This window comes from Paenibacillus sp. LHD-117 (assembly GCF_030929555.1).
Lineage (GTDB): Bacteria > Bacillota > Bacilli > Paenibacillales > Paenibacillaceae > Pristimantibacillus.
In genome coordinates, this window is sequence record NZ_JAVFVT010000014.1 from 97,174 (window position 1) to 122,311 (window position 25,138).

Consider the following 25,138-nt stretch of genomic DNA (forward strand, 5'->3'; position numbering starts at 1 on the left):
GGAGGATGCTACATTTATAATACCTAGTAAGTTAATAGGAATTATGTAGTTATCGTTTGCGACACCTACGGCTCGAGCCGATGGTCTGGAGGGTTAAGTCACAGTGAATGCTTTATTCCGTGGGAAACCGTGGAGCTTCGGGTTCCGAAGCGCCATCATGCTTTATTTTATCTGTCTTATCGTGTTGCCGATCATCGGAATTTATACCCAGTCCTTCTCGCTCGGTTGGATGCCGTTCTGGGAGAGTATTTCGGACCCGCTCGCTTGGAAGGCCGTCTTGCTCACCGTGAAGCTGGCTGCGATCGCTACTTTGTTAAATATGTTAATCGGAACGATGATCGGCTGGGTGCTGATCCGTTACAGGTTCCCAGGCCGGAGCATCTTGAACAGCCTGGTTGACTTGCCTTTCGCGCTGCCGACCGCAGTCGGCGGCCTGCTTATCCTGCTTCTGCTCGGTCCGAACAGCTTGGTGGGCGAGTTGGCGCAAGCAGTAGGCATCGAAATCGTATTTCATGAACCCGCCATCGTCATCGCGATGCTGTTCGTTACATTTCCGTTCGTCATCCGGGCCATTCAGCCGCTGCTGGAAGAGCTGGATCGTTCGGAAGAGGAAGCCGCCTATACGCTCGGCGCCTCCAAGGCGAAAACGTTCTTCAGCGTCATCTTCCCGACGATGCTTCCTGGCATTCTGAGCGGCGCGATGCTCGCTTTCTCCAGAGGGCTGGCGGAATTCGGAGCCGTCGTGCTGGTAGCGGGCAATATTCCCGGCAAGACGCTGGTCGCATCGGTTTATATTTTTGGAGAGATTGAAAGCAACAATCCGCAAGGAGCCGCAGCCGTGTCTGTCATGCTGCTTACGTTATCCTTCCTGATTCTCTGGGTTGTGAACCAGCTGCAGGCTAGGAGGTCGAAGCCATGAGAAGGCTGTGGATCGTTCTAACTTACGTCGTGTTCGCTCTTCTCCTCATCGTGCCGCTGGTCAAAATTTTCACCGGCGCTTGGGAGGATGGCCTGCAAGGCTTCTGGGACGCCTTGTCTCGACCGCAATCCATCCATGCCTTAATGATGACGGGCATCATCGTCGTCGTCGTGACGGCAATCAATACTATATTCGGCGTTATGCTTGCGTTGTACCTGGTTAGAGCCGAGTGGCTCGGACCGAAGCTGAAACGACTGCTGAACAGCGTGGTCGACCTTCCGTTCGCGGTGTCGCCGGTTATCGGCGGACTGATGATCGTGTTGATCTTGGGACCTGGGACGGTTATCGGGGCGTTGTTCGCGGATATGGGCGTCGATATCGTATACGCTCTGCCCGGCATGATACTAGCGACGTTGTTCGTCACGTTCCCGATTATGGTCCGCGAAGTGATGCCGGTGCTGCAAGAGATCGGCGCGCAGCAGGAAGAAGCGGCCTCTACCCTCGGCGCGTATTCCTGGTACACCTTCTGGAAAGTAACCTGGCCGTCCATCCGCTGGGGCGTCATCTACGGCGTCGTTCTGACGGTTGCCCGCTCGCTTGGCGAGTTCGGTGCGGTTCTCGTCGTTTCCGGGAATATTATGAACAAAACGCAGACGGCTACCACGCTCGTCTATCAGGATGTCGAAAATTTCAATGTGGTGGCCGCGAACGGAATCGCGCTGGTGCTTGCCGCGGTCTCCGTCGGACTCCTGCTGCTAATGGAGTGGTCGAAGAAAAGAAAGGAAGTGCATTAGCCCATGCATATTGAAGTGCGCGGATTAAGTAAAAGCTTCGGCGACTTCCACGCCGTGAAAGACGTTGGCTTCGACATCGAGAAGGGCAAGCTGATCGGATTGCTCGGCCCAAGCGGCGGCGGCAAGACGTCCATTCTTCGCATGTTGGCGGGTCTCGAGACGCCGTCCAGCGGTGATATCGTGTTCCATGGCAAACGCGTCAACGATCTGCCTCCGCAAGAGCGCGGCATCGGATTCGTGTTCCAAAACTATGCGCTGTTCAAACATATGACGGTTTACGATAACGTGGCGTTCGGACTTAAGGTGAAGAAGCTGTCGAAGGAGAAGATCCGCGAGCGGGTCATGTATCTGGTCGAACTGACGGGCCTCAAAGGCTTCGAGCATCGTTACCCGCACCAACTGTCGGGCGGCCAGCGCCAGCGGGTCGCGTTCGCGAGAGCGTTAGCGCCGGAGCCGCAGCTGCTGCTGCTCGACGAGCCGTTCGCGGCGATCGACGCGAAGATCCGGACAGAGCTCCGCACTTGGCTCAAGGATATGATCGAGCGCGTCGGCATTACGTCGATCTTCGTTACGCATGACCAAGAGGAAGCGATCGAGGTCGCCGACGAAATCATGATCATTAACAAAGGCCGCTTGGAGCAGAAAGGCAGCCCATGGGCGATTTACAAAAATCCAGAGACGCCGTTCGTCGCAAGCTTTATCGGCGAATCGACGATCGTAGACAATATTTCTTCGTTAAAAGGTTTCGACGCGGCCGTCGAGCTCCCGGGCACGAAGGCGCTTATCCGTCCGGAATACATCGAGCACGGCAAGCCGGGCGAGATCAAGCTTGCATCGGCGGCAATGCCGGCTACGGTCCGGCATCTTCATTTTCGCGGCAGCGAATGGATGGTGGAGCTCGCGATCGGGGATACGAAACTCATCACGTACCGCTCCTTGGAGAGGGAAGTGCTCCAGGTAGGCGAACAAGTCCATGTGCTGGTACACCGTGCGTATATGTTCAACGACAATGACAGCTGGATCATGGAGAATCCGCTGAAGGTCGATCCGATGCCGATCCATATCTAATCACGCTAACGACTTTCACGAGAAAGAGTTGTTGACCAGATGATACGAATTCGAGAATTACACAAGCGGCTGCTCGCTTCGTTGATCATAATGACGACGATCTTGACCGCGGCCGGCTGCGGAAAGGAAGAAGCCGCTGTCGATGCTCTGCAAGGAGACGTAACGTTAGTCGTGGGCGCTTATTCCGTTGTAAGGGATGCGTTTGCGGAGCTGCTGCCGGCATTTCAGGAGCAATGGCTGAAGGAGACAGGGCAGCGGGTGGTTTTCCAGGAATCGTACGAAGCGTCCGGCACGCAAGCAAGGGCCATCGCGGGAGGTTTCGAAGCCGACGTGGCGGTGCTGGCGATGGAAGGCGACCTCGATAAGATCGAAACCGCGGGATTCATCGATCATGATTGGCGCGCAGGCAGCGAGGGCGGAATGATTACGGAATCCATCGTGGTGCTCGGCACGCGGGAAGGCAATCCGCTTGGCATCCGGGACTGGGAAGACCTGACGGAGGACGGAGTGAAGGTGCTTTATCCGAATCCGAAGACGTCCGGCGGCGCGCAGTGGGATATTAACGCGATTTATGGCGCGGGTCTCAAACGGTCGGAGGAGCTCGAAGGCACGAAATCGGAGGCTTACGCGAAGTCGTTCCTGGAGGCGATCCACGCGAATGTGGAGTCGCTGGACAAGAGCGGCCGGGCTTCAATGGCTGCCTTCGAATACGGAGTAGGCGACGTCATCGTGACGTACGAGAACGAGCTGAGAGCACGCATTCAGCAGGGCGTGCCTTACGAGATCGTCGTGCCGAAACATACGATATTAATTCAGAATCCCGCGGCGGTCGTGGATAAGAACGTCGACAAACACGGAACGCGGAAAGTAGCCGAAGCGTTCATCGCTTATCTTCACACCGAAGAAGCCCAGCGCATCTTTGTCAATCACGGCTTCCGCCCGGTTAGTCCCGTCGTGAAGCAGGAGACGAGCGGTCAATTCGCGGTACCGGAAGGGTTGTTCGATATTTCGTATTTGGGCGGATGGGACGAAGTGCGGAAGAAACTGTATGCCAAGAAGGGCGTGTGGTACCAGGTGCTCGCCGGCATTTAGATGAGGATATGAATAAGCTAACCGGAACCAGCCGACCTCCTTGCGAGTCGGTTGGTTTTTTCGGTTGAGTCAATCGCGTTATTGCTATAGAATAGGGAGATGTCTCGCGTGATGCAATGATCGACTGAACGGGACCCGAACGTTCGCATATTGAGATTGCATTATCGGCCCAAATCGACTACCATTAGTTTAGAATAATTCTAAATTATTTGCTTTGGTATATGAATAATCATACACGTAAACCAAAAATAGATGATTCGGCGGAAGGGAGCGGAGCGGAATGAACGTTTCGGCTGAGATCGACAAAATAAAACGGGCGCTGATGGAGAACGGCTCCAAGCTGACGACGCAACGGGAAATCATCGTGCGCGTGCTGCTGGAGAACGAACAAGACCACTTGAGCGCCGAGGACGTATATATGCTCGTGAAGGAGAAGTTTCCGGAGATCGGGCTTGCGACGGTCTACCGGACGCTGGAGCTTCTGGCGGATCTGCAGGTTGTAGCGAAGATGAATTTCGGCGACGGAGTCGCGAGATACGATCTTCGGGGCGAAGGCCAAGAGCATATGCACCATCATCTGATCTGCGAGAAATGCGGCGCGCTGGACGAGATCAAGGAAGACTGGCTGACGGAGCTGGAAGAGAGGCTTGAGCGCGAATACGGATTTAAAGTGCTTGATCACCGGCTTGATTTTATCGGCAATTACAAGGAATGTTCGAATGGCGAATGCAAGCGGGGGAACAAAGCTGTTTCGTAAGCGAATGCATGAATCGGGTGTTCTTTGCTTGTTGAATCAATCGATTAGGTTGCTTGCTTTATCAATAAGAAACCGCCGGAAGCTATTATTCCGGCGGTTTCTTTGATCATTTCGTATGGATTACGATCGCGGGTCTGCCGGAGAGGAAGATTCTTCGGCGGAGGAGAAGCCTTCCGTGCAATGGCGGCATATGCAGGATTTATTCCGCGCTTCTTCTGGCACGAGCGCCAACAGCTCTTGCGGGAACTTTGCATGGAAGCACCAGCACTCGTTAGCCTTCGTCCCCGGTTCCTTCAGCGCGCAGCCATTATCGCTTCCGCAGATCGGGCAGCGGTCCGTCATGGATTCGTCACTCCTTAGGACAAAACGAATTTTTCGATGACATGCCTAACGCCTTCTTCATTGTTGGAGAACGTGACGTAGTCGGCGATCTCCTTCAGCGTGTCGATCGCATTGCCCATGGCAACGCCGAGCCCGGCCGCCTGAATCATCTCGCGATCGTTCCAGGCATCGCCCATGGCTATGGTCTGATCCATCGTGCAGCCGAGATGTTCGGCCATGAATTGCAAAGCGTGGCCTTTGGTCCCTTCTTTGTGCATGAACTCCAGGTAATGCGCCTTGGACTTCGTAATATGGACCCGGTCGCCGATCAGCGGGGCAAGCTCGAGCGCGATTTCGTCTAGGCGGGCAGGATCGTCGATGACGAGCATTTTGTTCATCGGCTTACGGATCAGTTTGTCGAAATCGGGTTCGATTTTGTAAGGTATGTTGGACAGCTTGGAGTAGGCCTTAATCCGGTCGTTATCCTCCGTCCCGTACAACTCGTCGTCTACGTACAGTTGCAGATGAAGCCCTTGCTTTTGGCAATATTCATGCAACTCGACTGCGGCGTCCGTCGGCACGTTGCGCTCGTAGAGCACCTGGCCGTCCAGCAGCGTTTTGACTAGCGCTCCCTGATACGTAATAATAGGTACATTAAGTTCGATCTGGCGGGCAATCTTCTGCGCCGACGCGAACATGCGACCGGTCGCGAGCGTAACGGTCACACCCGCGGCTATTGCGGCTTCCATCGCTTTTTTGGTCCCTTCGGTCACGGTCAATTCGTCAGTCAGCAGCGTATCGTCTACATCAATGGCAATCAGCTTATACATAAGTACGGTAAGGCTCCTCTCGGCATCCAGTCTCTATCGTCATAATAAAGTTGATTGTAGCGAAATTCGAGCCTACATACAAGGAGATCATCACATGTACAATAATGCGTCAACCCAGGCGAAGCAGCGCTCCGGCGCCCTCTACGCGATCGGGGCGATCCTGCTGCTCGCCGCCGGCTTCGCGCTCGGCATGATGTTCATGGGAACGCGGTATCCGGTTATCAAGGAACCGCTATTCAAGCAGTTTAACGCTTCTTACACCCATATCCTAAACGATTATTTGAACGGCGCGACGCCGGAGCAGCTCATTCAAGGAGCGGCGACCGGCATGGTTGAGGCGCTGGAAGATCCATATTCGCATTATTTGGCCGGCGACAAGGGGGAAGAGTACACGCAGTCGTACGAAGGCCAGTTCTACGGCATCGGGGCGGAGATGAAGCAAGAGGACGGCAAAGTGATGATAAGCGTAATCATCAAAGATACGCCGGCGGAACGGGCGGGGCTGCAGCCGGGCGATGTGATCATCGCGGTAGACGGCAAGGACGTCACCGGCAAGACGTTGCAGGATCTGCTGGGCATCGTGCGGGGAGACGAAGGCACGACGATCAAGATCCGCGTCCACAGGGCTGCCGAGCAGGAGCCGCTGGAATTTACGATGAAGCGGGCAGCCATCCCCGTGCATACCGTCACCTCAGAGAGGCTTGAAGGGGGCATTGGGCTTATTACGATCAGCCGGTTCGCGGAAGAGACGGCTAAGGAGTTCAAGGCGGAGCTAGAGAAGCTGAAGGCGGATGGCGAGCTGAAGGGTTTGCTGCTCGACCTTCGCTCGAATCCCGGAGGTCTTCTGCAGCCGACAACCGAAATCGCGAGCATCCTCATACCCAAGGACAAAAAAATTCTGGACATCGTCTACAAAAACGAACGAAGAATCGTATCGCTAAAGTCCAAACAGCAGGAAGAGTGGAAGGCGCCGATCGTCGTGCTCGTGAACGGACGTTCCGCTAGCGCGAGCGAGGTGCTCGCATCGGCACTGAAGGAATCGGCAGGAGCTGTCCTTGTCGGTGAGAAGACCTACGGCAAGGGCGTCGTGCAAGGCTTCAAGCAGTTCAAGGACGGGTCCGTGATCAGCCTGACGGAAGCGCAGTGGAAGACGCCGGGCGGCACGTGGATCAACAAACAAGGCGTCGCGCCGGATCATGTCGTCGCGCTGCCGGAATACGCTTCGCTGCGTCAGCTCGCCCTTGGCACGGTGCTGAAGCGCGGGAGCTACGGAGACGAGGTCAAGTCGCTGCAAGGCATGCTTGGGGCGCTCGGCTATGCGCCTGTTGGCCAAGACGGCTTGTTCGACGCGGAGGCGGAAGCCGCTCTTCGCAAGTTCCAGGGCGACCATGGACTGGACGTTACCGGCAAGTTCGGCGACGCGACCAGCTATAAGCTGATTGAGCTGCTGCGCGCGAAGCTGAAGCAGGAAGACACGCAGGTGAAGAAAGGCATAGAGCTGCTGAAGCAGCAGTAAGCGAAAGCGAATCCGAAAGCGAAAGGACTATCCCGGCGCCGTCATGGCGAGGATGGTCCTTTTTTTACGCGATCACGGCGCTGGGCTGGCGCAGCTTTGAAACATGCGCCATCTGGGCATGGTATTTTCTAACTCGCCTCTTGACAACGGGAATGATAATTACTATCATCTTAATGAGAGCGATTATCAAAGGTTGTATTCTTGGCGACGCGGGGTGGAGCATGAAGAAGGTCAAATATTGCAAACGCAACTTGAAGCTCGGCTCGAAGTCGGTCTATAAGGCGATGAAGGAGAAGCATCCCGGGATCAAGCGGAAGAAAAGCGACTGCCTGGGCAATTGCAAGACGTGCAAGATGGAATGTTTTGTCGTCGTCAAGTCTAAGACCGTAAGCGCGCCAACCCCCGAGCTGCTATATAAACGTTTGAAAAAAATGATTGGTTAATTTAAAAGTTGGGAAATATAGGAGGGGCGGCCATTTGCCGCCTCTTATTTTTATGTTAGAATGAGTACAAATAAGAAGGCGAGGTGCACATCTATATGAAAGACTCATTGGCCAAAGCTTTAAACGAACAAATGAATTTCGAGTTTTACTCCGCCCATGTGTATCTTGCGATGGCTGCGTATTGCTCCGGAGACAGCCTGGACGGCTTCGCGAATTTCTTCATCGTTCAAGCGGAAGAAGAACGGTTCCACGCCATGAAGATCTATAAATTCCTGAACGACCGCGGCCGTCGCGCAACATTAGAAGCGCTGCCGGAGCCGACTAACGAATATACTTCCATCCTTCATGCCTTCGAACAAGGCTACAAGCACGAACAACAAAATACGGAGAGATTCTACAACCTGTCCGACCTCGCCATGAACGACCGCGAACATGCGACGATCAACTTCCTGAAGTGGTTCATCGACGAGCAGGTGGAAGAGGAAGCATTGTTCGACAGCATTATCAACAAGCTGAAGCGGATCGATAAGGACAGCAACGCCTTCTATATGCTGGACGCGGAATTTGCGGGACGTTCCTTCACGCCTCCGGCGGGGGAATAATCCTAAGCGGGACCGATCGTTCGGGAATTCGGGTAGAGCCACTCGCCAAGCATGTGAAACATGCTGGGAGGGCTCTATTTTTTTATAATTCGGGTTTTCAGATAGGGAGAGGTGTAATATGATTGATTCAGCCTTGAAAAGCGACGCGGACAAGCTGATGCCGCTGCTTCTGTCGGCCATCGGTTCGATTGCGCATACGTTATCGGGCACGTCCGAAGATTCGGAAACATGGGATGTCCTGCTCGGATACATCGGGCAAGAGCGGAACCGGATCAGCTACGGCAATATCATTGTGGATCGCAGGGACGGCGGTATCGCTGGGATGCTGATTTGTTATCCCGGCGATGAAGCGATCGAGTTGGATCGTCCGATAAGGGAGCGATTGGAGCGAAATTACGGGGCGGAGGCTGCCGGAGCGTTGGTGCCGGAATGCAAGCCCGGCGACTTCTACCTCGACGCCGTCGCGGTGGATGAGCGTTACCGGGGACAGGGCATCGCCAAAGCGCTGATCGCGGCTTTCGAAGAGCGCGGCAAAGCGGGCGGGTTCCGAAGGCTCTCTCTTATCGTCGAGCAATACAATGAAGGCGCGTACGCGCTGTACCGAAAGCTGGGTTTCGTCGATGACGGCTTATGGATCGTAAGCGGCGGGACGTATATACGAATGATCAAAGAGCTGTAGCCGTTCATGAAGTTTAGCGGACGGTTCTCTTAGGGGGAGAACGGTGAAAGAGGCACTGAAGTCGTCGTTGGGGTGGATAAGGCGCAATCCGCTGCTTATTCTGTTGTTCGCTGTTGGAGCGCTCGTCAGATTGTGGTACGGAGGAGTGATCCCGCCTGGGCTTAATCAAGACGAAGCTTCTGTAGGCTACGATGCTTACGCGATCTTGCACTATGGGATTGACCGCAACGGAGCGAGCCTGCCCGTACATCTGATCGCGTGGGGGAGCGGACAGAATGCGCTGTACGCCTACTTCTCCATGCCGTTTATTTATTTGTTCGGCTTGAATGTCTGGTCCGTGCGCGCGGTCAGCATGCTCTTCGGGCTGATCGGCATGGCAGCCATGTACGGCATCGGCAGGAGGATGTTCGACAGCCGCAAGGGAGTCCTGCTCGCGTTGTTCCTGACCGCCATCTGTCCTTGGCATATCATGATGTCCAGGTGGGGGCTGGAGTCGAATCTGTTCCCGACGCTGGCGCTGCTTGCGGTTTATTTCTTGCTGCTGGGACTAGAAAAGCCGAAGTGGCTATACGGCTCCACGATCATGCTTGCCTTGTCGCTGTACGCATACGGCACGGCTTACTTTTTTGTCCCGGTGTTCACCGTTGCCGCCGCGACTTACCTGTGGGCTACGAAACGCGTGAAACCCGCCATCCTGCTGCTGCAGGCAGCTCTTCTGGCCGTCTTGTCTCTGCCTATCCTGTTGTTCCTTTATATTAATAAAGCAGGTAAAGAGGCGATCGTAACGCCTTTCTTCACGATTCCGAAGCTAACGGTTCCGAGGGTGGAGCAAGTATCCGCGCTCTTCTCGGACGGTTTGGCGGAAGGGATCGCGCTTCGTGCGAATAAACTGCTGGAGCTGCTACTATCGCAGGACGACGGTTTGCCATGGAACGCGATTCCCGACTACGGCTACATATATCCGCTAGGGATTCCATTCATCGCGATCGGAATCGGCGTCGTCGCCGCGAAGATGTTCAAGAACAAAAGCGCGCCTCATGCCATCGTCTGTCTATGGTTCGCGGCGGCGCTGCTCATGGCACTTATCATGGATATCAACATGAACCGGATCAACGTTATTTTTTATCCGATCTTATTGCTCGGTTCGGCAGGTTTAGTCTGGTTCGGCGAATGGATCCGCGATTCTCTTAAAATCGTGCTGCCCGCCTTCGTCATGTTGTTCGCGCTGTTCGGCTGGCATTACTTTACGAAGTACCCGGACGAGATAGGTCCTACCTTCTACGAATCGTTCGGAGAAGCAGTCCGCTATGCCTCGGGCGAGACGGACGGCCCGATCGCGGTGACGGGCGCAGTGAACATGCCTTATATCTACGTCTTGTTCTACGAGCGCGTCGATCCGCGTTCGTTCGTCGACACGGTGACCTATAGCAATCCCGGCGCGCCATTCCAGCAAGTGCGCTCATTCGGCAGGTATACGTTCGGCGACGCCGCGCCGGTACGCGGGAGGGCGGCCGCCTACGTCCTGCATAATAGCGAGCTTCCGCCTGCCGCAATTTTGGAAGGTTACGAGATTCGCAGATTCAAAAACTTTTCCGTCTTGACGGAAAAGGCTTCCAATTCGCTCTAAACCGAACATGTTTCTGCCGATATAAGGAGAGATTCAATATAAGTCGGGTCTTCAAAACTAGCAAGAAACAATAGACATTCCAAAATAAGGGTGATAGGATTAATTGGTGTATGTTTCTAGTCGTAAAATGGGAGATTTGGAGGAGCTAGAGATGAAACGATCGACTTGGTATAAGGCGGCGGTATGCACGATGTTGGCCGCGGGGCTGCTATTCGCGCCGCTAGCCGCTACGGGCAGCTACGCGCATGCCGCATCGGCGAAGACGGCTTCGCAGCAATCGCAAGAGTTGGCATTGTGGGTGGATGGCAAGAAGATGACGTTGTCGTCTCCGATTGTGAAGGAGAACGGCGCGGCTCTCGCGCCTATGAAGGAATTGCTGGATGCTATGGGCGTCGTATCGGCGCTGGAATCCAAGACGGGCACGATTATCGTGAGAGATGGCGGATTAACGCTTTCTATGGCCGTGGGCAAGAAGGAAGCGATCGTAAACGGGAATACGGTTGTCTTGGCAACGCCCGCGATCTTGAAGAACGGCGTGCCTTATGTACCGGTCCGGTTCGTAGCCGAGCAGCTTGAAGCATCGGTCGAATGGGATTCCGCCGCGAACGCGATCAAGATCGAAACGTGGAGCTATCAGGGCGAAGACGAGCTAGGGGAAGAGGAAGGGAATCTGCCCGATCTTCCGAAATTGTCCGCTAACGATATCGTGAATCTATATGACGGCAGCGTCGTGATGATCATGACGAACAAGGCCCAAGGAAGCGGCATTGCGGTTGGCGAAGATTTGATCCTGACCAACTACCATGTCATCGCGGACGCGGCATCCGCAACCGCGTACGACATCTACTCCGATGAGATGAAGGTGAAGGGTGTCGTTGCCGTGAACGAAGCGGCGGACCTCGCGATTATTCGCACCGAGAAGCCTCATGATCTGATGCCGGTAGAAGTCGGCTACGCTTTCGAAGCGAATAAGGGAGATCGCGTCGTTGCGATCGGAAGCCCTCTCGGCCTGCAGAATACCGTCTCGGACGGCTTGATCAGCAATTTAAGCTATGACGCCGGCGTTAGCTGGATTCAGTTCAACGCACCAACCGATCACGGCAGCTCCGGAGGCGCGTTGTTTAACGAATACGGTCAATTCATCGGCATCACTTCGGCGGGGTACGACAACAGCCTTGCCGATTTGAATTTCGCCGTATCCGCGTTCCACGCCGCCATGCTGATGGATCAGGTGACGGACAAGATGGTGAAGGACGCCGAATTTTTGGAGCCGATTTTCCCCGAGACGCTGGTAGGTGCTCCGTTATCCGATATTCAGAAGCTGCTTGAGAAGGAATTCTCGTCGGTTGCGACATCGGAAGGCGTTGCCGAGTTTACGAAGTGGGAAGCGAAGCGCGATTCGGAAGGGTGGCTCGTCTTGACGGCCAACATCGACCCGCTCTTCTACTTATATTATGCGAAGCAAGTCGAGGATGAGCTGCGGTTCTGGACGGTTCTGCTCGGCCAAGAGTTCCATCGCATGCTGCCCGATGACAAGATTCAAGTCCTCATTTCCTTCGAGCGGGATTACGGCTTCCAGCCTCGCGGCTTTGCGCAGGGAGAAGTAACGTTCATCGGTGAAGGCAAGTGGCGGGTGAAGCATACAGTTATCGACATGCAGCTCAAGGATCAAATGTATATTCGCACGAGGATATAATAGGCAGGCGCCGATCGCCGCGGTACGCGAGATCGGCGCCGCTTCTATTTTGCGCGGAAGTTCGGTACAATAGAAGGCAGCTTGTTCATTAAGAGAGGGATTAAACATGAAAGTCGTGCTTTCCACATTAAACGCTAAGTTCATTCATACATCGCTCGCCCTTCGCTGCTTGAAGGCGTTCAGTGGCGACCGGTTCGATATCGACATCGCCGAATATACGATCAAGGATCCGGCGATGAACATCGCTTCGGATCTATTCGGCCGCAATCCCGACGTGGTCGGTTTCTCCTGCTACATTTGGAATATCGAAGAGACGATCACGGTGATTAACATGCTGCGCAAAATTAAGCCGGAGCTGAAGATCGTGCTCGGGGGACCCGAGGTCAGCTATGATACCGAGTATTGGATGGAGCGTCTGCCCGAAGTAGACTTCATCGTCGTGGGAGAAGGAGAAGAAACGTTCGACCATCTGCTGACGGAGATCCAGGGCGCGGGCAAATACCATATGGTGTTCGGCATCGCCTACAGGAAGCAGCGGGAGCACGGAACGGAAATTCTCGTCAATCCTCCGCGCCCGAAGCTGAACTTAAACGAACTTCCGTCGCCGTATCGGTTCGCCGAAGACATTCCGCAGCTCGGCAGCCGCGTCGTCTACTTCGAGACGAGCCGAGGCTGTCCGTTCAGCTGCCAGTTCTGCCTGTCCAGCATCGAGGTCGGCGTTCGTTACTTCGATATGGAACGGACCAAATCCGATATTGTTTATTTGATCGACAACGGCGCCAAACTGATCAAATTCGTGGACCGGACGTTCAACATCAAACGGGACTACGCGCTCGAGATGTTCCGATTTCTGATCGAGAACCATCGTGGCTGCGTCTTCCAATTCGAGATTACGGCGGACATTATGCGGCCGGAGGTGCTCGATTATTTGGCCGAGCATGCACCCCCGGGCATCTTCCGCTTTGAGATCGGCGTCCAGTCGACCAACGACCCTACGAATTTGGCCGTCCAGCGCCGGCAGAATTGGTCGAAGCTCGTACGCACCGTGACGAAAGTGAAGGATTCCGGCAAGATCGACCAGCACTTGGATTTGATTGCCGGGCTGCCGCTCGAAAATTACGACACGTTCAGAGGCACCTTCAACGACGTGTTCGCGCTGCGACCCGAAGAGCTGCAGCTCGGTTTCCTCAAGATGCTGCGCGGTACCGGCCTGAGGCGCGACGCGGACAAGTGGGGTTATATCTACATGGACCGCGCGCCTTACGAGATGTTAGGCAACGAATTGATGCCGTTCGGCGATATCGTGAGAATCAAACGCGTCGAGGATGTGCTGGAAAAATATTGGAACGCCCATCGCATGGACCATACACTTCTTTATTTGGTCGATCGGGTGTTCCCGTCTCCGTTCGATTTCTTCCAAATGTTCGGCGATTATTGGGAAGAGCGCGGCTGGAGCAAGATCGGCCATCAGCTCGAAGATCTGTTCTCGCGACTATGGGGTTTCTTATCGACGCTGCCGAAGGATACGGCGCTTGGCGAGGATGGCGGGACGGTCGGCTCAAAGCTTGATACGAGCGTCGTGCTGGGGTTAATGAAATACGATTATTTCCTGAATCACAACTATAAGCCGCGCAAAACGTGGTGGGATTACTCGATGGACAAGTCGGAGTGGAGCGGATGGATGCGGATGCTTGCGGAGCGGCCGGAGAACGTGTCGGCGGAGTTCGCGGCGGTCGGGCTGAACGAGCGGGATCTGCATAAGCACGCCGTACTGGAGAAGCTGCCGTTCGATCTGGCTGCGTTTCTGGAGACGGGAGAGCTGTCGACCGATCGCCATTCGCTTCTAATCATGTTGTATGCGCTCGATAAGGAAAACAGCAAGTCGAAGCCGCGACCGTTCTTGATGCAAATGGAGCCGGCGACGGCCCTGTAGGCGATAGAGATTTAATCGTAAAAATAAGGTCGGAGACAACGGTTAAGTCCGTCATCTCCGACCTTTGTTCATTTCGAAACCCATCCACGAGCCGTCGGCTCTGGGTGCAGAGTTTGCCGCTCCTTAGGCTGGAACGACGCTGCGCAGTACGGTCATGCTGCCGGACAGCTCATAACGGCCAAGCGTCGCAGGAAGAAGGAAACATTCGCCGGCTTTGGCCGGAAGCTCTTCGTCCGCCCAACGCAGCCGGCCTTCGCCTGCGGCGACGACTAGAATGACGAAGCTGTCGGAATCGGTCGACAGCGGAAGCGGTCCTTCGATTACGCCCTTCTCCACTTGGAAGTATGGGGATGAAGCGATCGTTAGCCATTCGCCGGCGCCGACGCCATCCGTCTTCATGCGCTGCGCGCCTGCGCCCTCGTAGGCGATGACGTTCAGGGAGTCTTCGACATGCAGCTCGCGCAGCTTGCCGTCGAGTCCGGGACGATCGTAATCGTAAAGGCGGTACGTCGTATCGGAATTTTGCTGAATTTCCGCTACGACGACACCAGAGCAGAGCGCGTGCACGGTGCCTGCCGGGATGTAGAATGCGTCGCCGGCCTCTACCGACACTTCTTGCAGCGTCTCCATGATCCGGCCTTCATTGATCGCTTGCTCCATGGAAGCACGGTCGATGCCTTCCTTCAGGCCGTAAATGATCTTGGCTCCAGGCTTCGCGCTGAGTATATACCACATCTCCGTCTTGCCAAGTTCGCCGGCAGGCAGCCGGTCGTAGCTGTCCGTCGGATGGACCTGCACAGACAGGTCGTCATTGCAATCGAGCAGCTTGATCAGCAGCGGGAATCGGCCGTTCTTCTCGGAAAAACCGCGGCTGCCGAACCATTCGCGGCCGTACTGCCCGCGGATTTCATCGAGTCCGAGACCGGCGAGCTCGCCGTTGATCACCTTCGTCGTGCCGTTCGGATGATCGCCGATCATCCAGCCTTCCCCGATGGCGCCATCCGGCAGCTCCAGTCCGAATTGCTCCAGCGCCCTGCCGCCCCAAACTCTCTCTTTCATCTCCGCCTTGAACTTCAGTGGATAAGGTTGAACGGTCATACTTATTCCTCCAATCTTTGAATACGTGCTTGTTAGTTGCCTAATTGCACTGCCGGCTGGAATAGCTCGAGCAGCTCGCCGTCCGGCCCGTACAGGAAGAAGTAACGGGCGCCATTCGGCAACGTCGTGATTTCGGTATCGCGCAGTGGAACGCCGAGCGCTTTCACGCGCTCGAATTCGCTTTCGATATCGTCGACGGTGTAAGCCGTGTGATGGGTTTTCCCTTCTGCGGGCAAAGCGCTGTTATACCCTTCGATCAATTCGATCTCCGTCTCCTCATGACCCGGGAAGGACAGAAACCCGAGCCGAATGATGCCGTTCGTATGCAGCATTGTGTATTTGTGCTCCAGACCTAGAACGGATGTGTAGAAGGCAACGGACTGCTCGATGTTGCTAACCATAATGCCGAGATGCTCAATTTTTTTGACTGCCATTCGAAAATCCCCTTCCATATGTACGGTTTGGTTTTGGATCCTAAGATTTGCGGCGTTCAACAGCGATCAAATAGGGTGCGGCCTGCCGCTGAGGCTGCCGGTAGAGCACGGCCTGTCCGGCAGATTGCGGCAATTTCGCCGCCCAAGCTTCGACGGCGGCAGCCTCCGCTTCCCCGCCCGGATGGCCGGGATAGAGGACGCAGGTCAGGATGCCGCCCGGCCGCAGCAGATCGAGCGCCGATTCGAGCGCCCGCAGCGTCGATTCGGTTCTCGTAATGACTGCGGGATCGCCACCGGGCAGATAGCCTAGGTTAAACATGACCGCGGCCGCGCAGCCTGCGGCTTCCTCGTCCACATAGTCGGCCATGTCCGCATGGTCGGCCAGCTTCAGGTGAAGTCGCGGCAGCCTGCCCGCCTCGATCAAAGGAGCCAGCCGCTGCCTCGTCCTATGCAAGGCATCCTCCTGGATGTCGAAAGCGTAGACGCAACCCTTCGGGCCAACAAGTTCCGCCAAGGCGAGCGTATCGACGCCGCCGCCTGCGGTTGCGTCGATGACCGTATCGCCCGGCTGCGTCCGCTCCGCGATCCACTTATGCGCCATGCTTAGTACCGATAAGAATCCCATCAGCTTATCCCTCCGGCTGCCAGAGCTTGCCTTGCCATGTCTTTCGGCGCCGCAGCTCGTCGTCGATCTCGTTCAGCACTTCCCATTTTTTCTGGCTCCACATCGGGCCGATGAGAAGATCGCGGGGCGCGTCCCCGGTTAACCTGTGCACGATCATCTCCGGCGGCAGGAACTCGAGGGAGTCGACCACGAGCTTCATATATTCATCTTGCTCCAGGAAACGCAGCAGGCCGGCTTCGTATTGCTTCACCATCGGCGTCTTCCGCATGAGATGCAGCAAGTGGATCTTGATGCCTTGCACGTCCATGCGGGCGACGGCGCGGCCGGTATCCAGCATCATCTCGCGGGACTCTTGAGGCAAACCGTAAATAATGTGGGCGCAGACGCGGATCCCGCGCTCGCGCAGCTTGCGTACCGCATCGAGATAACACTCGGTATCATGCGCGCGATTGATGAGCTGCGACGTTGATTCATGGATCGTCTGCAAGCCCATCTCGACCCAAAGATAAGTGCGTTCGTTCAGCTCGGCCAAATAATCGATGACGTCGTCCGGCAGGCAATCGGGGCGAGTCGCGATGGACAGCCCGACGACTCCCGGCTGTTGCAGAATCACTTCATAATATTCGCGAAGCTCTTCGACCGGCGCGTACGTGTTCGTATAGGCTTGGAAATAGCCGATATATTTGGCCTCCGGCCACTTCCGGTGCTGCCTGTCCCGGATTGTGTTGAACTGCGTGACAAGATCGTCTCGCCGGCTGCCCGCGAAGTCTCCGGAACCTCTGGCGCTGCAGAACGTGCAGCCGCCTTTGGCGAGGGAGCCGTCCCGGTTCGGGCAGGTGAACCCTGCATCCAGCGTGACTTTGAATACTTTGCAGCCGAACTGCTCCCGCATTTCGTAATTCCATGTATGAAATCTTTTTTCCCCCCACAGCAGCGGCTGCGTGGAGAACGGTTGCGGCTGAATCATGAAAATCCCCTTCTCATCTTGCGTTCATCCTACATTTTAACGAAAAAGCGACCGAAAAGCCATGCCTAATCCATGACCCTCCCAAGATTGTTCGGATCTGGAGTACTGGAAAATAAATCCGCCAAGGAATAATTTAGGCTTGCGTAACCTAACATGGTGTGTTATATTAAAAGTGCGACAAATCAATAAACGTATCTGACATAGCCTAAATGTAACCGTACACATGATAAGTCGATAAAATGGAAATAATGAAGAAAATAAATCGATGAGGTGATGTGAGATGACAACGGCAAAAATTCCTTATGGCGACGAGAAAGTAACGGTGGAGCTTACCGTTAAAGAACTGCAGGCGCTTGCGGGCATCCGCTTCCATTCCAACCATGCGGTTGAGGTCTCGGCCCGGAAGAAGCTGAACCAGATTCTCGAAGACACGTACGAGCGCGAATCCAAGGAAAACGCCCCGATCCCTTACCAACTGCTTAGCTAAAGCCGATCCGACCGCGCGTCGATGATCGAATCCATATCCGCAAGGCCGCTAGCCGCGAGGCAGCGGCTTTTTCGTTTCCCGAGGTAAAAACGCTTTACAATGGACGTCTAGTTGGGCACAATAAAGGACGAATTGTTATTAACGCGATCAGAAGAAGGAGTTCGAAGCTATGCGTTTGAGAGGCAGGAAAGGCATTCGGGAAAGTCTGGAAAGCCAGCCGGAGCTGGTTGTGCTGGACGCGGCGCCGCATCGCGGCAAATGGAGAGAATTTTTCGGCAACGATAATCCGATTTACGTGGAGCTCGGGATGGGCAAGGGACGGTTCATCAGCCAAATGAGCGTTCGCAATCCTCATATTAATTTTATCGGCGTGGACATGTACGACGAGCTGCTCCGCAGAGCCAGCGAGAAAGGCCGGATCGCTTGGGAGGAGAAGGGAGTGAACTCGCCTCCGAATCTTGCTTTGCTCAGAGCGAACATCGAGGGCATCGAGACGATGTTCGCGCCCGGCGAGCTGGAGCGCATTTATTTGAACTTCAGCGATCCGTGGCCGAAGGGCAAGCATGCCCGACGCAGGCTGACGCATGAGCGTTTTGTGGCCAAATACATCGAGATCTTAAACGAACGCGGTGAAATCCATTTCAAAACCGATTCCATGACGCTGTTCGAATTTTCTCTTAACAGCTTCGCGGGGATGGAGCTCGTGATGCGGAATATTTCCTTGCATCTGCACAGGGACGAGCCGAGGGTAGACTTAGTTTTCACGGAATACGAAATGAAGTTCATGGAGAAGGGGCAGCCGATACACCGCGTCGAGGTTGTCATCGGCGAGGAGGCGCTTCGCGCGCATCGCGCCAGCAAACGCGAAGCAGCCAAGCTGGAAGCGGCTGCTTCGCTGGAAGAAGAGTCGGATAACGAATAAACATTTCGGTCAGGCGATCGCCGGTTACATCCAGAAATAGTGGACGGCGAAGGCGGTCGCCGTGCCGATGATCGCTCCCGCGGCAACGTCCGAAGGATAATGGAGTCCAAGGTACATTCTCGACCAGCCTACGGATACCGCGATTAGAAAAGCAGCCGGGGCAAGAATGGCGCTCTCGATCATGCCCATCAGCAAGAAGGGCACCATCCATGAGAAAACGGCCGTCGTATGTCCAGATGGGAAGGAAGAGTCTTGCAGCGGCTTCGGGCACGTGCGCACATCCGGCATTGCTTGGTAAGGCCGCAGCCGCTTGAACTTCCTCTTCACGATCGCCACCGGGATATGGCTAATGACGACGGCGAGCAAGCTTTGCCATCCGGCCGTTCCATAAGGCTCCGGGGCTAGCAGCGCGCAGAGCAGGGCGGCGAGCAGCGTGAAGGTTGCCCCTCCCAAATGCGTGACGGCGCTAAACCAACCGTCCATCAGGGCATGAATCCGGTTCGTGACCGGCCTCCTGTTCGCCCAGATGAGCATTCTCTCCTCATTCGATCTGATCCAGCCGAGCATTCTCTCCACCCTCGATCATCCTTTCCCACTCGTTGTTGAACCCATTGTAGCACCGAAAGATTGCCTCAGCGTTAACGCTGGATGAAGTCTGTATTAACGAATGCTACACAAGCGGATAATCTAAGGAAAACATTTATTTGTTACGCTAGCCTCAAAACGATATTCGGCCTGCCGAGGCTTTAGCGGCATCGGCAGCTTGCCGGAGCGACGGAGGCGATAACAGGATGAAAGTGGCGATCTTCACCGACACGTATGCTCCCGAAATCAACGGCGTGGCGCGGACGCTCGGTCGCTGGACGGATTATTTGGAGCGGCAAGGCGTTCATTGCAAAGTATTCGCGCCGGAGCCGTCCGCCGCGTCGCAACAGGGCGCTCACGCGATGAGCCCAGTCGAGCGGTTTGCCAGTTTGCCTTTCTTCCTTTACCCCGAATGCCGGCTCGCGCTTCCGAATCCTTCCTTTATCCGCAAGGCGCTTCGCGACTTCCAGCCGGACCTCATTCACGTGGCTACCCCATTCAACCTCGGTCTATGCGGCATTCATTACGCCCGGAAATACGGCATTCCCCTCGTGGCCTCCTATCACACCAACTTCGATCACTACTTGTCGTTTTACAATTTGCAATGGATGGAAAAGCTGTTATGGAGATATATGGAATGGTTCCACCGGGATTGCCAATCCATATTCGTACCTTCCGCGACAACGCTAAGGGCGCTGGGAGACAGGGGGTGGGATGAATCTCGGATGAAGCTGTGGACGAGGGGCGTCGATGCGGCCGCCTATCACCCCGGCGTCGATCGCGAGGAACATCTGATCCGCCACGGACTGGGGGACTGTTCGTTCATGGCGCTTTATGTCGGACGTCTCGCGCCGGAGAAAAATGTCGAAATCGCCATCGAAGCGTTCGCTAAGCTACAGCAAGCCAATCCGAACGCCGCATTCGTCATCGCCGGCGACGGGCCTTCGGCGCCCGCATTAAAAGAAAGATGCAAGCGCGATGGCATTCGCGCCGTCTTCGTCGGCTTTGCGGAATTGCCGGAGCTCCAGCGATGGTACGCGGCCGCGGACGTGCTGCTGTTCCCGTCCCCGACGGAGACGTTCGGCAACGTGGTGTTGGAGTCCATGGCCTGCGGCACGCCCGTCATCGGCGCGAATGCGGGCGGGGTTCGCGACACCGTCCGCCACGGCGAGACGGGCCTGCTTTGCGAGCCGGGAAGCGCGGAGAGCTTCGCAAGCGCCCTGTCCATTTTGCAAGGAAATATGGAACTCAGGGAGCGAATGGGACGTAATGCTCATGCATACAGCTTAACCCAATCCTGGGACGGCATATTCGGAAGGCTGCTTGGCGAGTACACATTAATTAAATCTCATAACCGGCAATCAAACGGGGACGTTCGTGCTAAAAACGCAGGAAATGGTTGAGAATAAGACTGTGGCGCAGGAAAAGGAGGGGAATGGTTTCTTGAGTGCGGATGCAAGCGTTTTTCTGACTGAATTAAACGTTATTAAGGCGAATTCCCATTTTGACAAAGATGGGGTTTCAGAGGAAAATCAGTAAATCAAATATGACATACAAATGTTAGGGCAAAAGAGAGCTTGCCGCCTTTCAAAAGCGGACTTTATGAACTTCCTCGTTTAAGGAGGGTAGAAGCAAGCCAACAACCTAAGGGTCAAGGGGGCATCACGTCATGTTCTTTAGTATTGTGTTTATCGTGTTTCAAGTGATATTGGCGACTATCGCCGTCTACCAGTTCACGCTATCGCTATTCGGATTCCTGAAAAACAAAAGCCGCAAACGCCACGCGCCGCAGAAGTCGTTCGCCGTTCTGGTCGCCGCGCATAACGAGGCGCAGGTCGTCGGCGCGCTAATCGACAACTTGAAGAAGCTGGACTACCCGGCCGAACTGTACGATGTGTTCGTCATCTGCGACAATTGCTCGGACAACACGGCCGAGATCGCACGCGGCATGGGCGTTCACGCTTGCGTGCGAACGAATAATCATCTGCGGGGCAAAGGCTACGCCATCGAATGGATGCTGAAGGAGCTGTGGGCTATGCCCCGCCAGTACGACGCGGTCGTCATGTTCGACGCGGACAATCTGGTGAACCCGGACTTCCTCAAGCTGATGAACGACGATTTGTGCGAAGGCCACCAAGTCATCCAAGGTTACCTGGATACCAAGAACCCGGCTGATTCCTGGATTACGGCGGCTTACGCCATTACGTACTGGTACTGCAACCGGCTGTGGCAGCTGTCCAGAACGAACCTGAAGATGAGCAACTTCCTCGGAGGCACGGGGATGTGCTTCGAGTCGAAGCTGCTGAAGGACATGGGCTGGGGCGCGACGAGCCTGGTCGAGGATTTGGAGTTCTCCATGCGCTGCGTGAAACGCGGCATCTACCCTGTGCTGAACTACGACGCGAAGGTATACGACGAGAAACCCGTTTCGTTCCGCGCTTCGGCAAGACAGCGTCTGCGCTGGATGCAAGGGCACTTTAACGTCGCCCGCAATTATTTCTTCCCGCTGCTGTGGGCAAGCATCAAGGAACGCAACCTCGTGAAATTCGACGCGGCGGTCTATACGATCTCCGTATACAATACGCTGCTGGGCTTCCTCTTGACGGTCGTGATGTGGATTGACATGGCGCTTCCGGCGGACAACGTGATTCACTCCATGTACAGCTATCTTCCTTGGTGGCTGATCGGCGTGGCTGTGACGGCGACGGTACTGCAGTTCCCTGCGGCCATGATGTTGGAGAAGGTTCGCAGTTGGAAGATGTACGCGCATCTCCTTACGCTTCCGTTCTTCCTGGTGTCCTGGTGGCCGATCACGTTCTACGCGTTCTTCACGCAGAATAACAAAACGTGGAGCCATACGCAGCATACGCGAGTCGTGCGCATCGAAGAGGTACAAGGGAAGTAGGCTGCTTCTCTAATCATTTACGATTAATGCCTGTAAGCTTCCTCATACTAAAGCGACCTTTGCTTTGGAGGGAGCTTTCATGCGTAATGGAAATGGGCACATCTCTTATAACGGACAATCACCGACGTTTATTCGGACTTTCCGTTCAGGGGTTGACTCAGGCAATCGCCTGTGATATAGTAGTTCAGTATTGTGTTTCACACTGATACGCACAAGAAGAAGCGCCCGCTTCTCACCTTCCGGCTTTGGCTGACAGGTTCGCGATGATCCCAAAGGGTAAGCTGCCATTCATGCTACATATGGAATGGCCTCGGCAAATTCCACGGACATTTATGAGATGCGGGTTCCTACGGACCCGCATTTTTATTTTTTAAAAAGCAGTATACCATTTTGGAGGTGGCACGTTATTAGCAGAGAACATCAAATCAACGATGAGATCCGGGCCAGGGAAGTTCGATTGGTTGGCGCGGAAGGAGAGCAAATCGGCATCAAGTCGATTCGCGACGCGCTGCAGCTCGCGGCTGAAGCTAGCATGGATCTGGTGAACGTTGCGCCGACGGCCAAACCGCCGGTATGCCGCATCATGGATTACGGCAAGTTCCGCTACGAGCAGCAGAAGAAAGAAAAGGAAGCCCGCAAGAACCAGAAGATCGTTGACGTGAAGGAAGTATGGTTCCGCGCGAACATCGAGGAGCATGACTACCAAGTCAAGTTCCGCAACGTGGTGAAGTTCCTTAGCGAAGGCGACAAGGTGAAGGCTTCCGTCCGTTTCCGCGGCCGCGAGATCACGCACGCGTCGATCGGCCAGAAGATTCTGGAACGTTTGTCCAAAGAGGTTGCCGAAATATGCAATGTCGAGCGCGCTCCCAAGCTGGAAGGCCGGAGCATGATTATGATTTTGGCACCAAAAACCAACAGCTAAAACAGCTGGTGAACAACTTTAAGGAGGAAAAACTGACATGCCTAAGATGAAAACGCACAGCAGTCTGAAAGACCGCTTCAAAATTACCGGTACTGGTAAAGTGAAACGCTACAAAGCGTTCAGAAACCACCTGCTCTCGCACAAATCGGGACGCCAGAAGCGCGTTCTTGCCGGTCAGCCGCTTATGGCTGCAGGCGACGTTCGCCGCATCAAGCAAGGTCTTTCCAACTTGAAATAATACACGACTTTAGATAAGCAAAATCAACTTACAGGAGGTTTCCACTCATGGCAAGAGTTAAAGGCGGATTTGTCCGCACTCGTCGTCGCAAAAGAATTTTGAAACTGGCTAAAGGTTACTTCGGTTCGAAACACCGTCTGTTTAAAACAGCGAAGGAGCAAGTAGGTAAGTCCCTGATGTACGCTTACCGCGACCGCCGCAACAAAAAACGCGACATCCGCAGACTGTGGATCGTTCGTATCAACGCTGCAGCTCGCATCAATGGCCTTTCCTACAGCAAATTCATGCATGGCCTGAAGCTTGCTGGCGTTGAAGTGAACCGCAAAATGCTGGCTGATCTGGCTGTTAACGACATCGGTTCGTTCAACTCCCTGGCTGGCGTTGCCAAAGAAAAAATCAACGCTTAAGTTCGCTTAAGCTTTAAGAGGCCTGTCCTGCTGCTAACGCCGCGGGGCAGGCCTCTTTGTTCTAATGCGCCGCGATAGACGACGACAGCCGTTACAACTTGGGCGGCAGGACAAACATACAGACGGAACGCCTCCTTCCCGAATACGATACATCATAACGGGAAAGGAGGGATTTGACATGCGTAAGGTTTCCAGGCGGCAAGCGCGGAAACTTATAGGCAAATCGATCTACGCGATGCGGAGAGACGGCTCCGTCGTTACGGGAAAGCTGCTTCGCGTTCATGGCAATAAATTGATCTTATCTTCCAATAGAAGCACCAAAGGCAGAACCGTAAGAACGAAAGGTTTCATTCTGCCGCTAGTTCTATTTGATCTGCTGGTAATCGGATTGTTCGCCGGCGGCGGCTTCGGTTTCGGGGGTTGCGGCTGCGGCAACCCAGGCTGCGGCGGGGGCTGCGGTTACGGCAAAGGCGGCTTCGGTGGTTTTGACGGGGGATTCGGTGGCTACAGCGGTGGATATGGCGGAGGTTATGGCGGCGGTTACGGAGCCGGCTATGGCGGAGGCAACGTCGGCGGCAATGTCGGCGGTTACGGCAACGAGTTCTATATTGGCGGTTAATAAGGATCGGCAGCGGGCAATTTCAGTCGGACGGACTATTGGACAGAGGAACGAGCGGTTTGGCCATCTCGTAGCACTGTAATTCGGGTGAATACCTGACGGCCACGTATCCAAGCTTCTGATAGAAACGCTGCGCTCTGCCGTTGCTTAGATCGACGTAGAGCCTGACCCAGTTGCAGCGATGGGCCAAGCCGTATGCTTCGGCATAAGCCATCAGCGTCGAGCCGTAGCCAAAGCCCCGATGTTCGGGATGGGTGGCAAGCATATCGATTAGCAGATGGCCGTTAACGGCAATAAAATGGACGAAGGCAAGGGCCGGTCCTTGTTTCGTCCTGGTTGCTACGTAAGTGACGCCCCAGCGGAAACGATGCGGCATCTCCCGAATGGTATGGGCGTCTAGAGGCCTTGCCGTATGCGAATAAGGAATCAGCTCGGTTCGGACGAGTCTGACGAGTTCTGGATCGTCCTGCGGTTTGCGCGCTCTTATCATGGTTTCCTCCGGGGACCAGCACAGGTACGAAAGCAGGGCGTAAGGAAGCTTGCGCTGGTTGCATGGGATTGCCAAACATAGGCTACACTAGCATATGAGCGGGTCACATGTTTTGCGATTCGTCCCGGACGGTTTCTCGTTGCAGGGAGCCGGGGAAGAACC

General features: G+C 54.9%; 28 protein-coding genes. 20 read left to right on the plus strand and 8 right to left on the minus strand.

The genetic code is table 11. From position 1 onward, the window contains the following. The first annotated feature begins 157 nt into the window (after positions 1-157). The 5 genes from cysT to fur all read left to right on the plus strand — a co-directional run bounded on the left by cysT (position 158) and on the right by fur (position 4,630). On the plus strand, positions 158-919 hold the full coding sequence (gene cysT / locus RB620_RS12955) for a sulfate ABC transporter permease subunit CysT (protein ID WP_374121405.1): 762 nt from the start codon (positions 158-160) through the stop codon (positions 917-919). Continuing rightward, on the plus strand, positions 916-1,713 hold the full coding sequence (locus RB620_RS12960; protein WP_308094913.1) for a sulfate ABC transporter permease subunit: 798 nt from the start codon (positions 916-918) through the stop codon (positions 1,711-1,713). The genes cysT and RB620_RS12960 overlap by 4 nt, the downstream gene beginning before the upstream one ends. A gap of 3 nt (positions 1,714-1,716) precedes the next feature. Next, on the plus strand, positions 1,717-2,781 hold the full coding sequence (locus RB620_RS12965) for a sulfate/molybdate ABC transporter ATP-binding protein (RefSeq protein ID WP_308094914.1): 1,065 nt from the start codon (positions 1,717-1,719) through the stop codon (positions 2,779-2,781). A 90-nt stretch (positions 2,782-2,871) separates the two neighbouring features. Then, on the plus strand, positions 2,872-3,873 hold the full coding sequence (locus tag RB620_RS12970) for a sulfate ABC transporter substrate-binding protein (protein ID WP_374121406.1): 1,002 nt from the start codon (positions 2,872-2,874) through the stop codon (positions 3,871-3,873). 280 nt (positions 3,874-4,153) lie between these two features. Next, positions 4,154-4,630 (plus strand): ferric iron uptake transcriptional regulator, encoded by a 477-nt coding sequence (gene fur / locus RB620_RS12975; RefSeq protein WP_308094918.1) that lies wholly within the window; start codon positions 4,154-4,156, stop codon positions 4,628-4,630. A gap of 120 nt (positions 4,631-4,750) precedes the next feature. Here fur and RB620_RS12980 read toward each other — a convergent pair whose 3' ends face one another. Both RB620_RS12980 and RB620_RS12985 read right to left on the minus strand, forming a co-directional pair. Beyond that, positions 4,751-4,972 (minus strand): cysteine-rich CWC family protein, encoded by a 222-nt coding sequence (locus RB620_RS12980; protein WP_308094920.1) that lies wholly within the window; start codon positions 4,970-4,972, stop codon positions 4,751-4,753. 14 nt (positions 4,973-4,986) lie between these two features. Continuing rightward, a complete protein-coding gene (locus RB620_RS12985; RefSeq protein WP_308094921.1) occupies positions 4,987-5,781 on the minus strand; it encodes a Cof-type HAD-IIB family hydrolase in 795 nt (264 codons plus the stop codon). Between the two features lie 94 nt (positions 5,782-5,875). On the opposite strand from RB620_RS12985, the gene RB620_RS12990 reads away from it, so the two are divergent. The 7 genes from RB620_RS12990 (at position 5,876) to RB620_RS13020 (ending at position 14,277) form a co-directional block, all read left to right on the plus strand. Continuing rightward, entirely contained in the window at positions 5,876-7,297 is a 1,422-nt protein-coding gene (locus RB620_RS12990; RefSeq protein ID WP_308094923.1) for a S41 family peptidase, read from the plus strand. A 221-nt stretch (positions 7,298-7,518) separates the two neighbouring features. Continuing rightward, positions 7,519-7,740: a DUF1450 domain-containing protein gene (locus RB620_RS12995; RefSeq protein WP_308094924.1), complete on the plus strand. Its 222-nt coding sequence runs from the start codon at positions 7,519-7,521 to the stop codon at positions 7,738-7,740. Between the two features lie 95 nt (positions 7,741-7,835). After that, positions 7,836-8,342 carry a ferritin gene (locus RB620_RS13000; protein ID WP_308094927.1) on the plus strand — a complete coding sequence of 169 codons (507 nt, stop codon included), beginning with the start codon at positions 7,836-7,838 and terminating at the stop codon, positions 8,340-8,342. A 118-nt stretch (positions 8,343-8,460) separates the two neighbouring features. Beyond that, positions 8,461-9,021 carry a GNAT family N-acetyltransferase gene (locus RB620_RS13005; RefSeq protein ID WP_308094929.1) on the plus strand — a complete coding sequence of 187 codons (561 nt, stop codon included), beginning with the start codon at positions 8,461-8,463 and terminating at the stop codon, positions 9,019-9,021. Positions 9,022-9,064: 43 nt separating this feature from the next. After that, complete coding sequence (locus RB620_RS13010) at positions 9,065-10,648, plus strand: ArnT family glycosyltransferase (protein WP_308094930.1); 1,584 nt, start codon at positions 9,065-9,067, stop codon at positions 10,646-10,648. A gap of 151 nt (positions 10,649-10,799) precedes the next feature. Continuing rightward, the gene (locus tag RB620_RS13015; RefSeq protein WP_308094932.1) at positions 10,800-12,344 is read left to right on the plus strand and encodes a trypsin-like peptidase domain-containing protein; all 1,545 of its coding nucleotides are present in this window, start codon (positions 10,800-10,802) and stop codon (positions 12,342-12,344) included. A gap of 106 nt (positions 12,345-12,450) precedes the next feature. Continuing rightward, positions 12,451-14,277: a B12-binding domain-containing radical SAM protein gene (locus RB620_RS13020; RefSeq protein ID WP_308094934.1), complete on the plus strand. Its 1,827-nt coding sequence runs from the start codon at positions 12,451-12,453 to the stop codon at positions 14,275-14,277. A 123-nt stretch (positions 14,278-14,400) separates the two neighbouring features. On the opposite strand, the gene RB620_RS13025 is transcribed toward RB620_RS13020, so the two are convergent. The 4 genes from RB620_RS13025 to mnmL are packed head-to-tail and all read right to left on the minus strand — an operon-like array spanning position 14,401 to position 17,401. Continuing rightward, positions 14,401-15,375, minus strand: coding sequence for a type I phosphomannose isomerase catalytic subunit (locus RB620_RS13025; RefSeq protein ID WP_308094936.1), 975 nt, complete (start codon positions 15,373-15,375; stop codon positions 14,401-14,403). A gap of 32 nt (positions 15,376-15,407) precedes the next feature. Next, positions 15,408-15,809 carry a VOC family protein gene (locus tag RB620_RS13030; RefSeq protein ID WP_308094938.1) on the minus strand — a complete coding sequence of 134 codons (402 nt, stop codon included), beginning with the start codon at positions 15,807-15,809 and terminating at the stop codon, positions 15,408-15,410. A 40-nt stretch (positions 15,810-15,849) separates the two neighbouring features. After that, a complete protein-coding gene (mnmM, locus tag RB620_RS13035) occupies positions 15,850-16,434 on the minus strand; it encodes a tRNA 5-(aminomethyl)-2-thiouridylate-methyltransferase MnmM (protein WP_308094941.1) in 585 nt (194 codons plus the stop codon). A gap of 4 nt (positions 16,435-16,438) precedes the next feature. Beyond that, entirely contained in the window at positions 16,439-17,401 is a 963-nt protein-coding gene (gene mnmL / locus RB620_RS13040; protein WP_308094943.1) for a tRNA modification radical SAM protein MnmL/YtqA, read from the minus strand. A gap of 280 nt (positions 17,402-17,681) precedes the next feature. Here mnmL and RB620_RS13045 point away from each other — a divergent pair, with 280 nt between their 5' ends. Together RB620_RS13045 and trmB are read left to right on the plus strand one after the other, a co-directional pair. After that, a complete protein-coding gene (locus RB620_RS13045; protein WP_308094945.1) occupies positions 17,682-17,888 on the plus strand; it encodes a hypothetical protein in 207 nt (68 codons plus the stop codon). Positions 17,889-18,057: 169 nt separating this feature from the next. Then, positions 18,058-18,810: a tRNA (guanosine(46)-N7)-methyltransferase TrmB gene (gene trmB, locus RB620_RS13050; protein WP_308094946.1), complete on the plus strand. Its 753-nt coding sequence runs from the start codon at positions 18,058-18,060 to the stop codon at positions 18,808-18,810. Between the two features lie 24 nt (positions 18,811-18,834). Here trmB and RB620_RS13055 read toward each other — a convergent pair whose 3' ends face one another. Beyond that, complete coding sequence (locus RB620_RS13055) at positions 18,835-19,377, minus strand: phosphatase PAP2 family protein (protein WP_308095015.1); 543 nt, start codon at positions 19,375-19,377, stop codon at positions 18,835-18,837. A 224-nt stretch (positions 19,378-19,601) separates the two neighbouring features. Here RB620_RS13055 and RB620_RS13060 point away from each other — a divergent pair, with 224 nt between their 5' ends. The 6 genes from RB620_RS13060 (at position 19,602) to RB620_RS13085 (ending at position 24,486) form a co-directional block, all read left to right on the plus strand. Next, positions 19,602-20,798 (plus strand): glycosyltransferase family 4 protein, encoded by a 1,197-nt coding sequence (locus tag RB620_RS13060; protein WP_308094947.1) that lies wholly within the window; start codon positions 19,602-19,604, stop codon positions 20,796-20,798. Between the two features lie 266 nt (positions 20,799-21,064). After that, positions 21,065-22,300 carry a glycosyltransferase family 2 protein gene (locus tag RB620_RS13065; RefSeq protein WP_308094949.1) on the plus strand — a complete coding sequence of 412 codons (1,236 nt, stop codon included), beginning with the start codon at positions 21,065-21,067 and terminating at the stop codon, positions 22,298-22,300. Between the two features lie 337 nt (positions 22,301-22,637). Then, on the plus strand, positions 22,638-23,222 hold the full coding sequence (infC, locus tag RB620_RS13070; protein ID WP_308094951.1) for a translation initiation factor IF-3: 585 nt from the start codon (positions 22,638-22,640) through the stop codon (positions 23,220-23,222). Between the two features lie 37 nt (positions 23,223-23,259). Further along, positions 23,260-23,460, plus strand: coding sequence for a 50S ribosomal protein L35 (gene rpmI, locus RB620_RS13075; protein ID WP_308094953.1), 201 nt, complete (start codon positions 23,260-23,262; stop codon positions 23,458-23,460). Positions 23,461-23,507: 47 nt separating this feature from the next. Then, a complete protein-coding gene (gene rplT, locus RB620_RS13080) occupies positions 23,508-23,867 on the plus strand; it encodes a 50S ribosomal protein L20 (RefSeq protein ID WP_308094955.1) in 360 nt (119 codons plus the stop codon). Positions 23,868-24,045: 178 nt separating this feature from the next. Beyond that, entirely contained in the window at positions 24,046-24,486 is a 441-nt protein-coding gene (locus RB620_RS13085) for an eL33 family ribosomal protein (RefSeq protein WP_308094957.1), read from the plus strand. 22 nt (positions 24,487-24,508) lie between these two features. Here RB620_RS13085 and RB620_RS13090 read toward each other — a convergent pair whose 3' ends face one another. Beyond that, complete coding sequence (locus tag RB620_RS13090; protein ID WP_308094959.1) at positions 24,509-24,976, minus strand: GNAT family N-acetyltransferase; 468 nt, start codon at positions 24,974-24,976, stop codon at positions 24,509-24,511. Between the last annotated feature and the right edge of the window lie 162 nt (positions 24,977-25,138).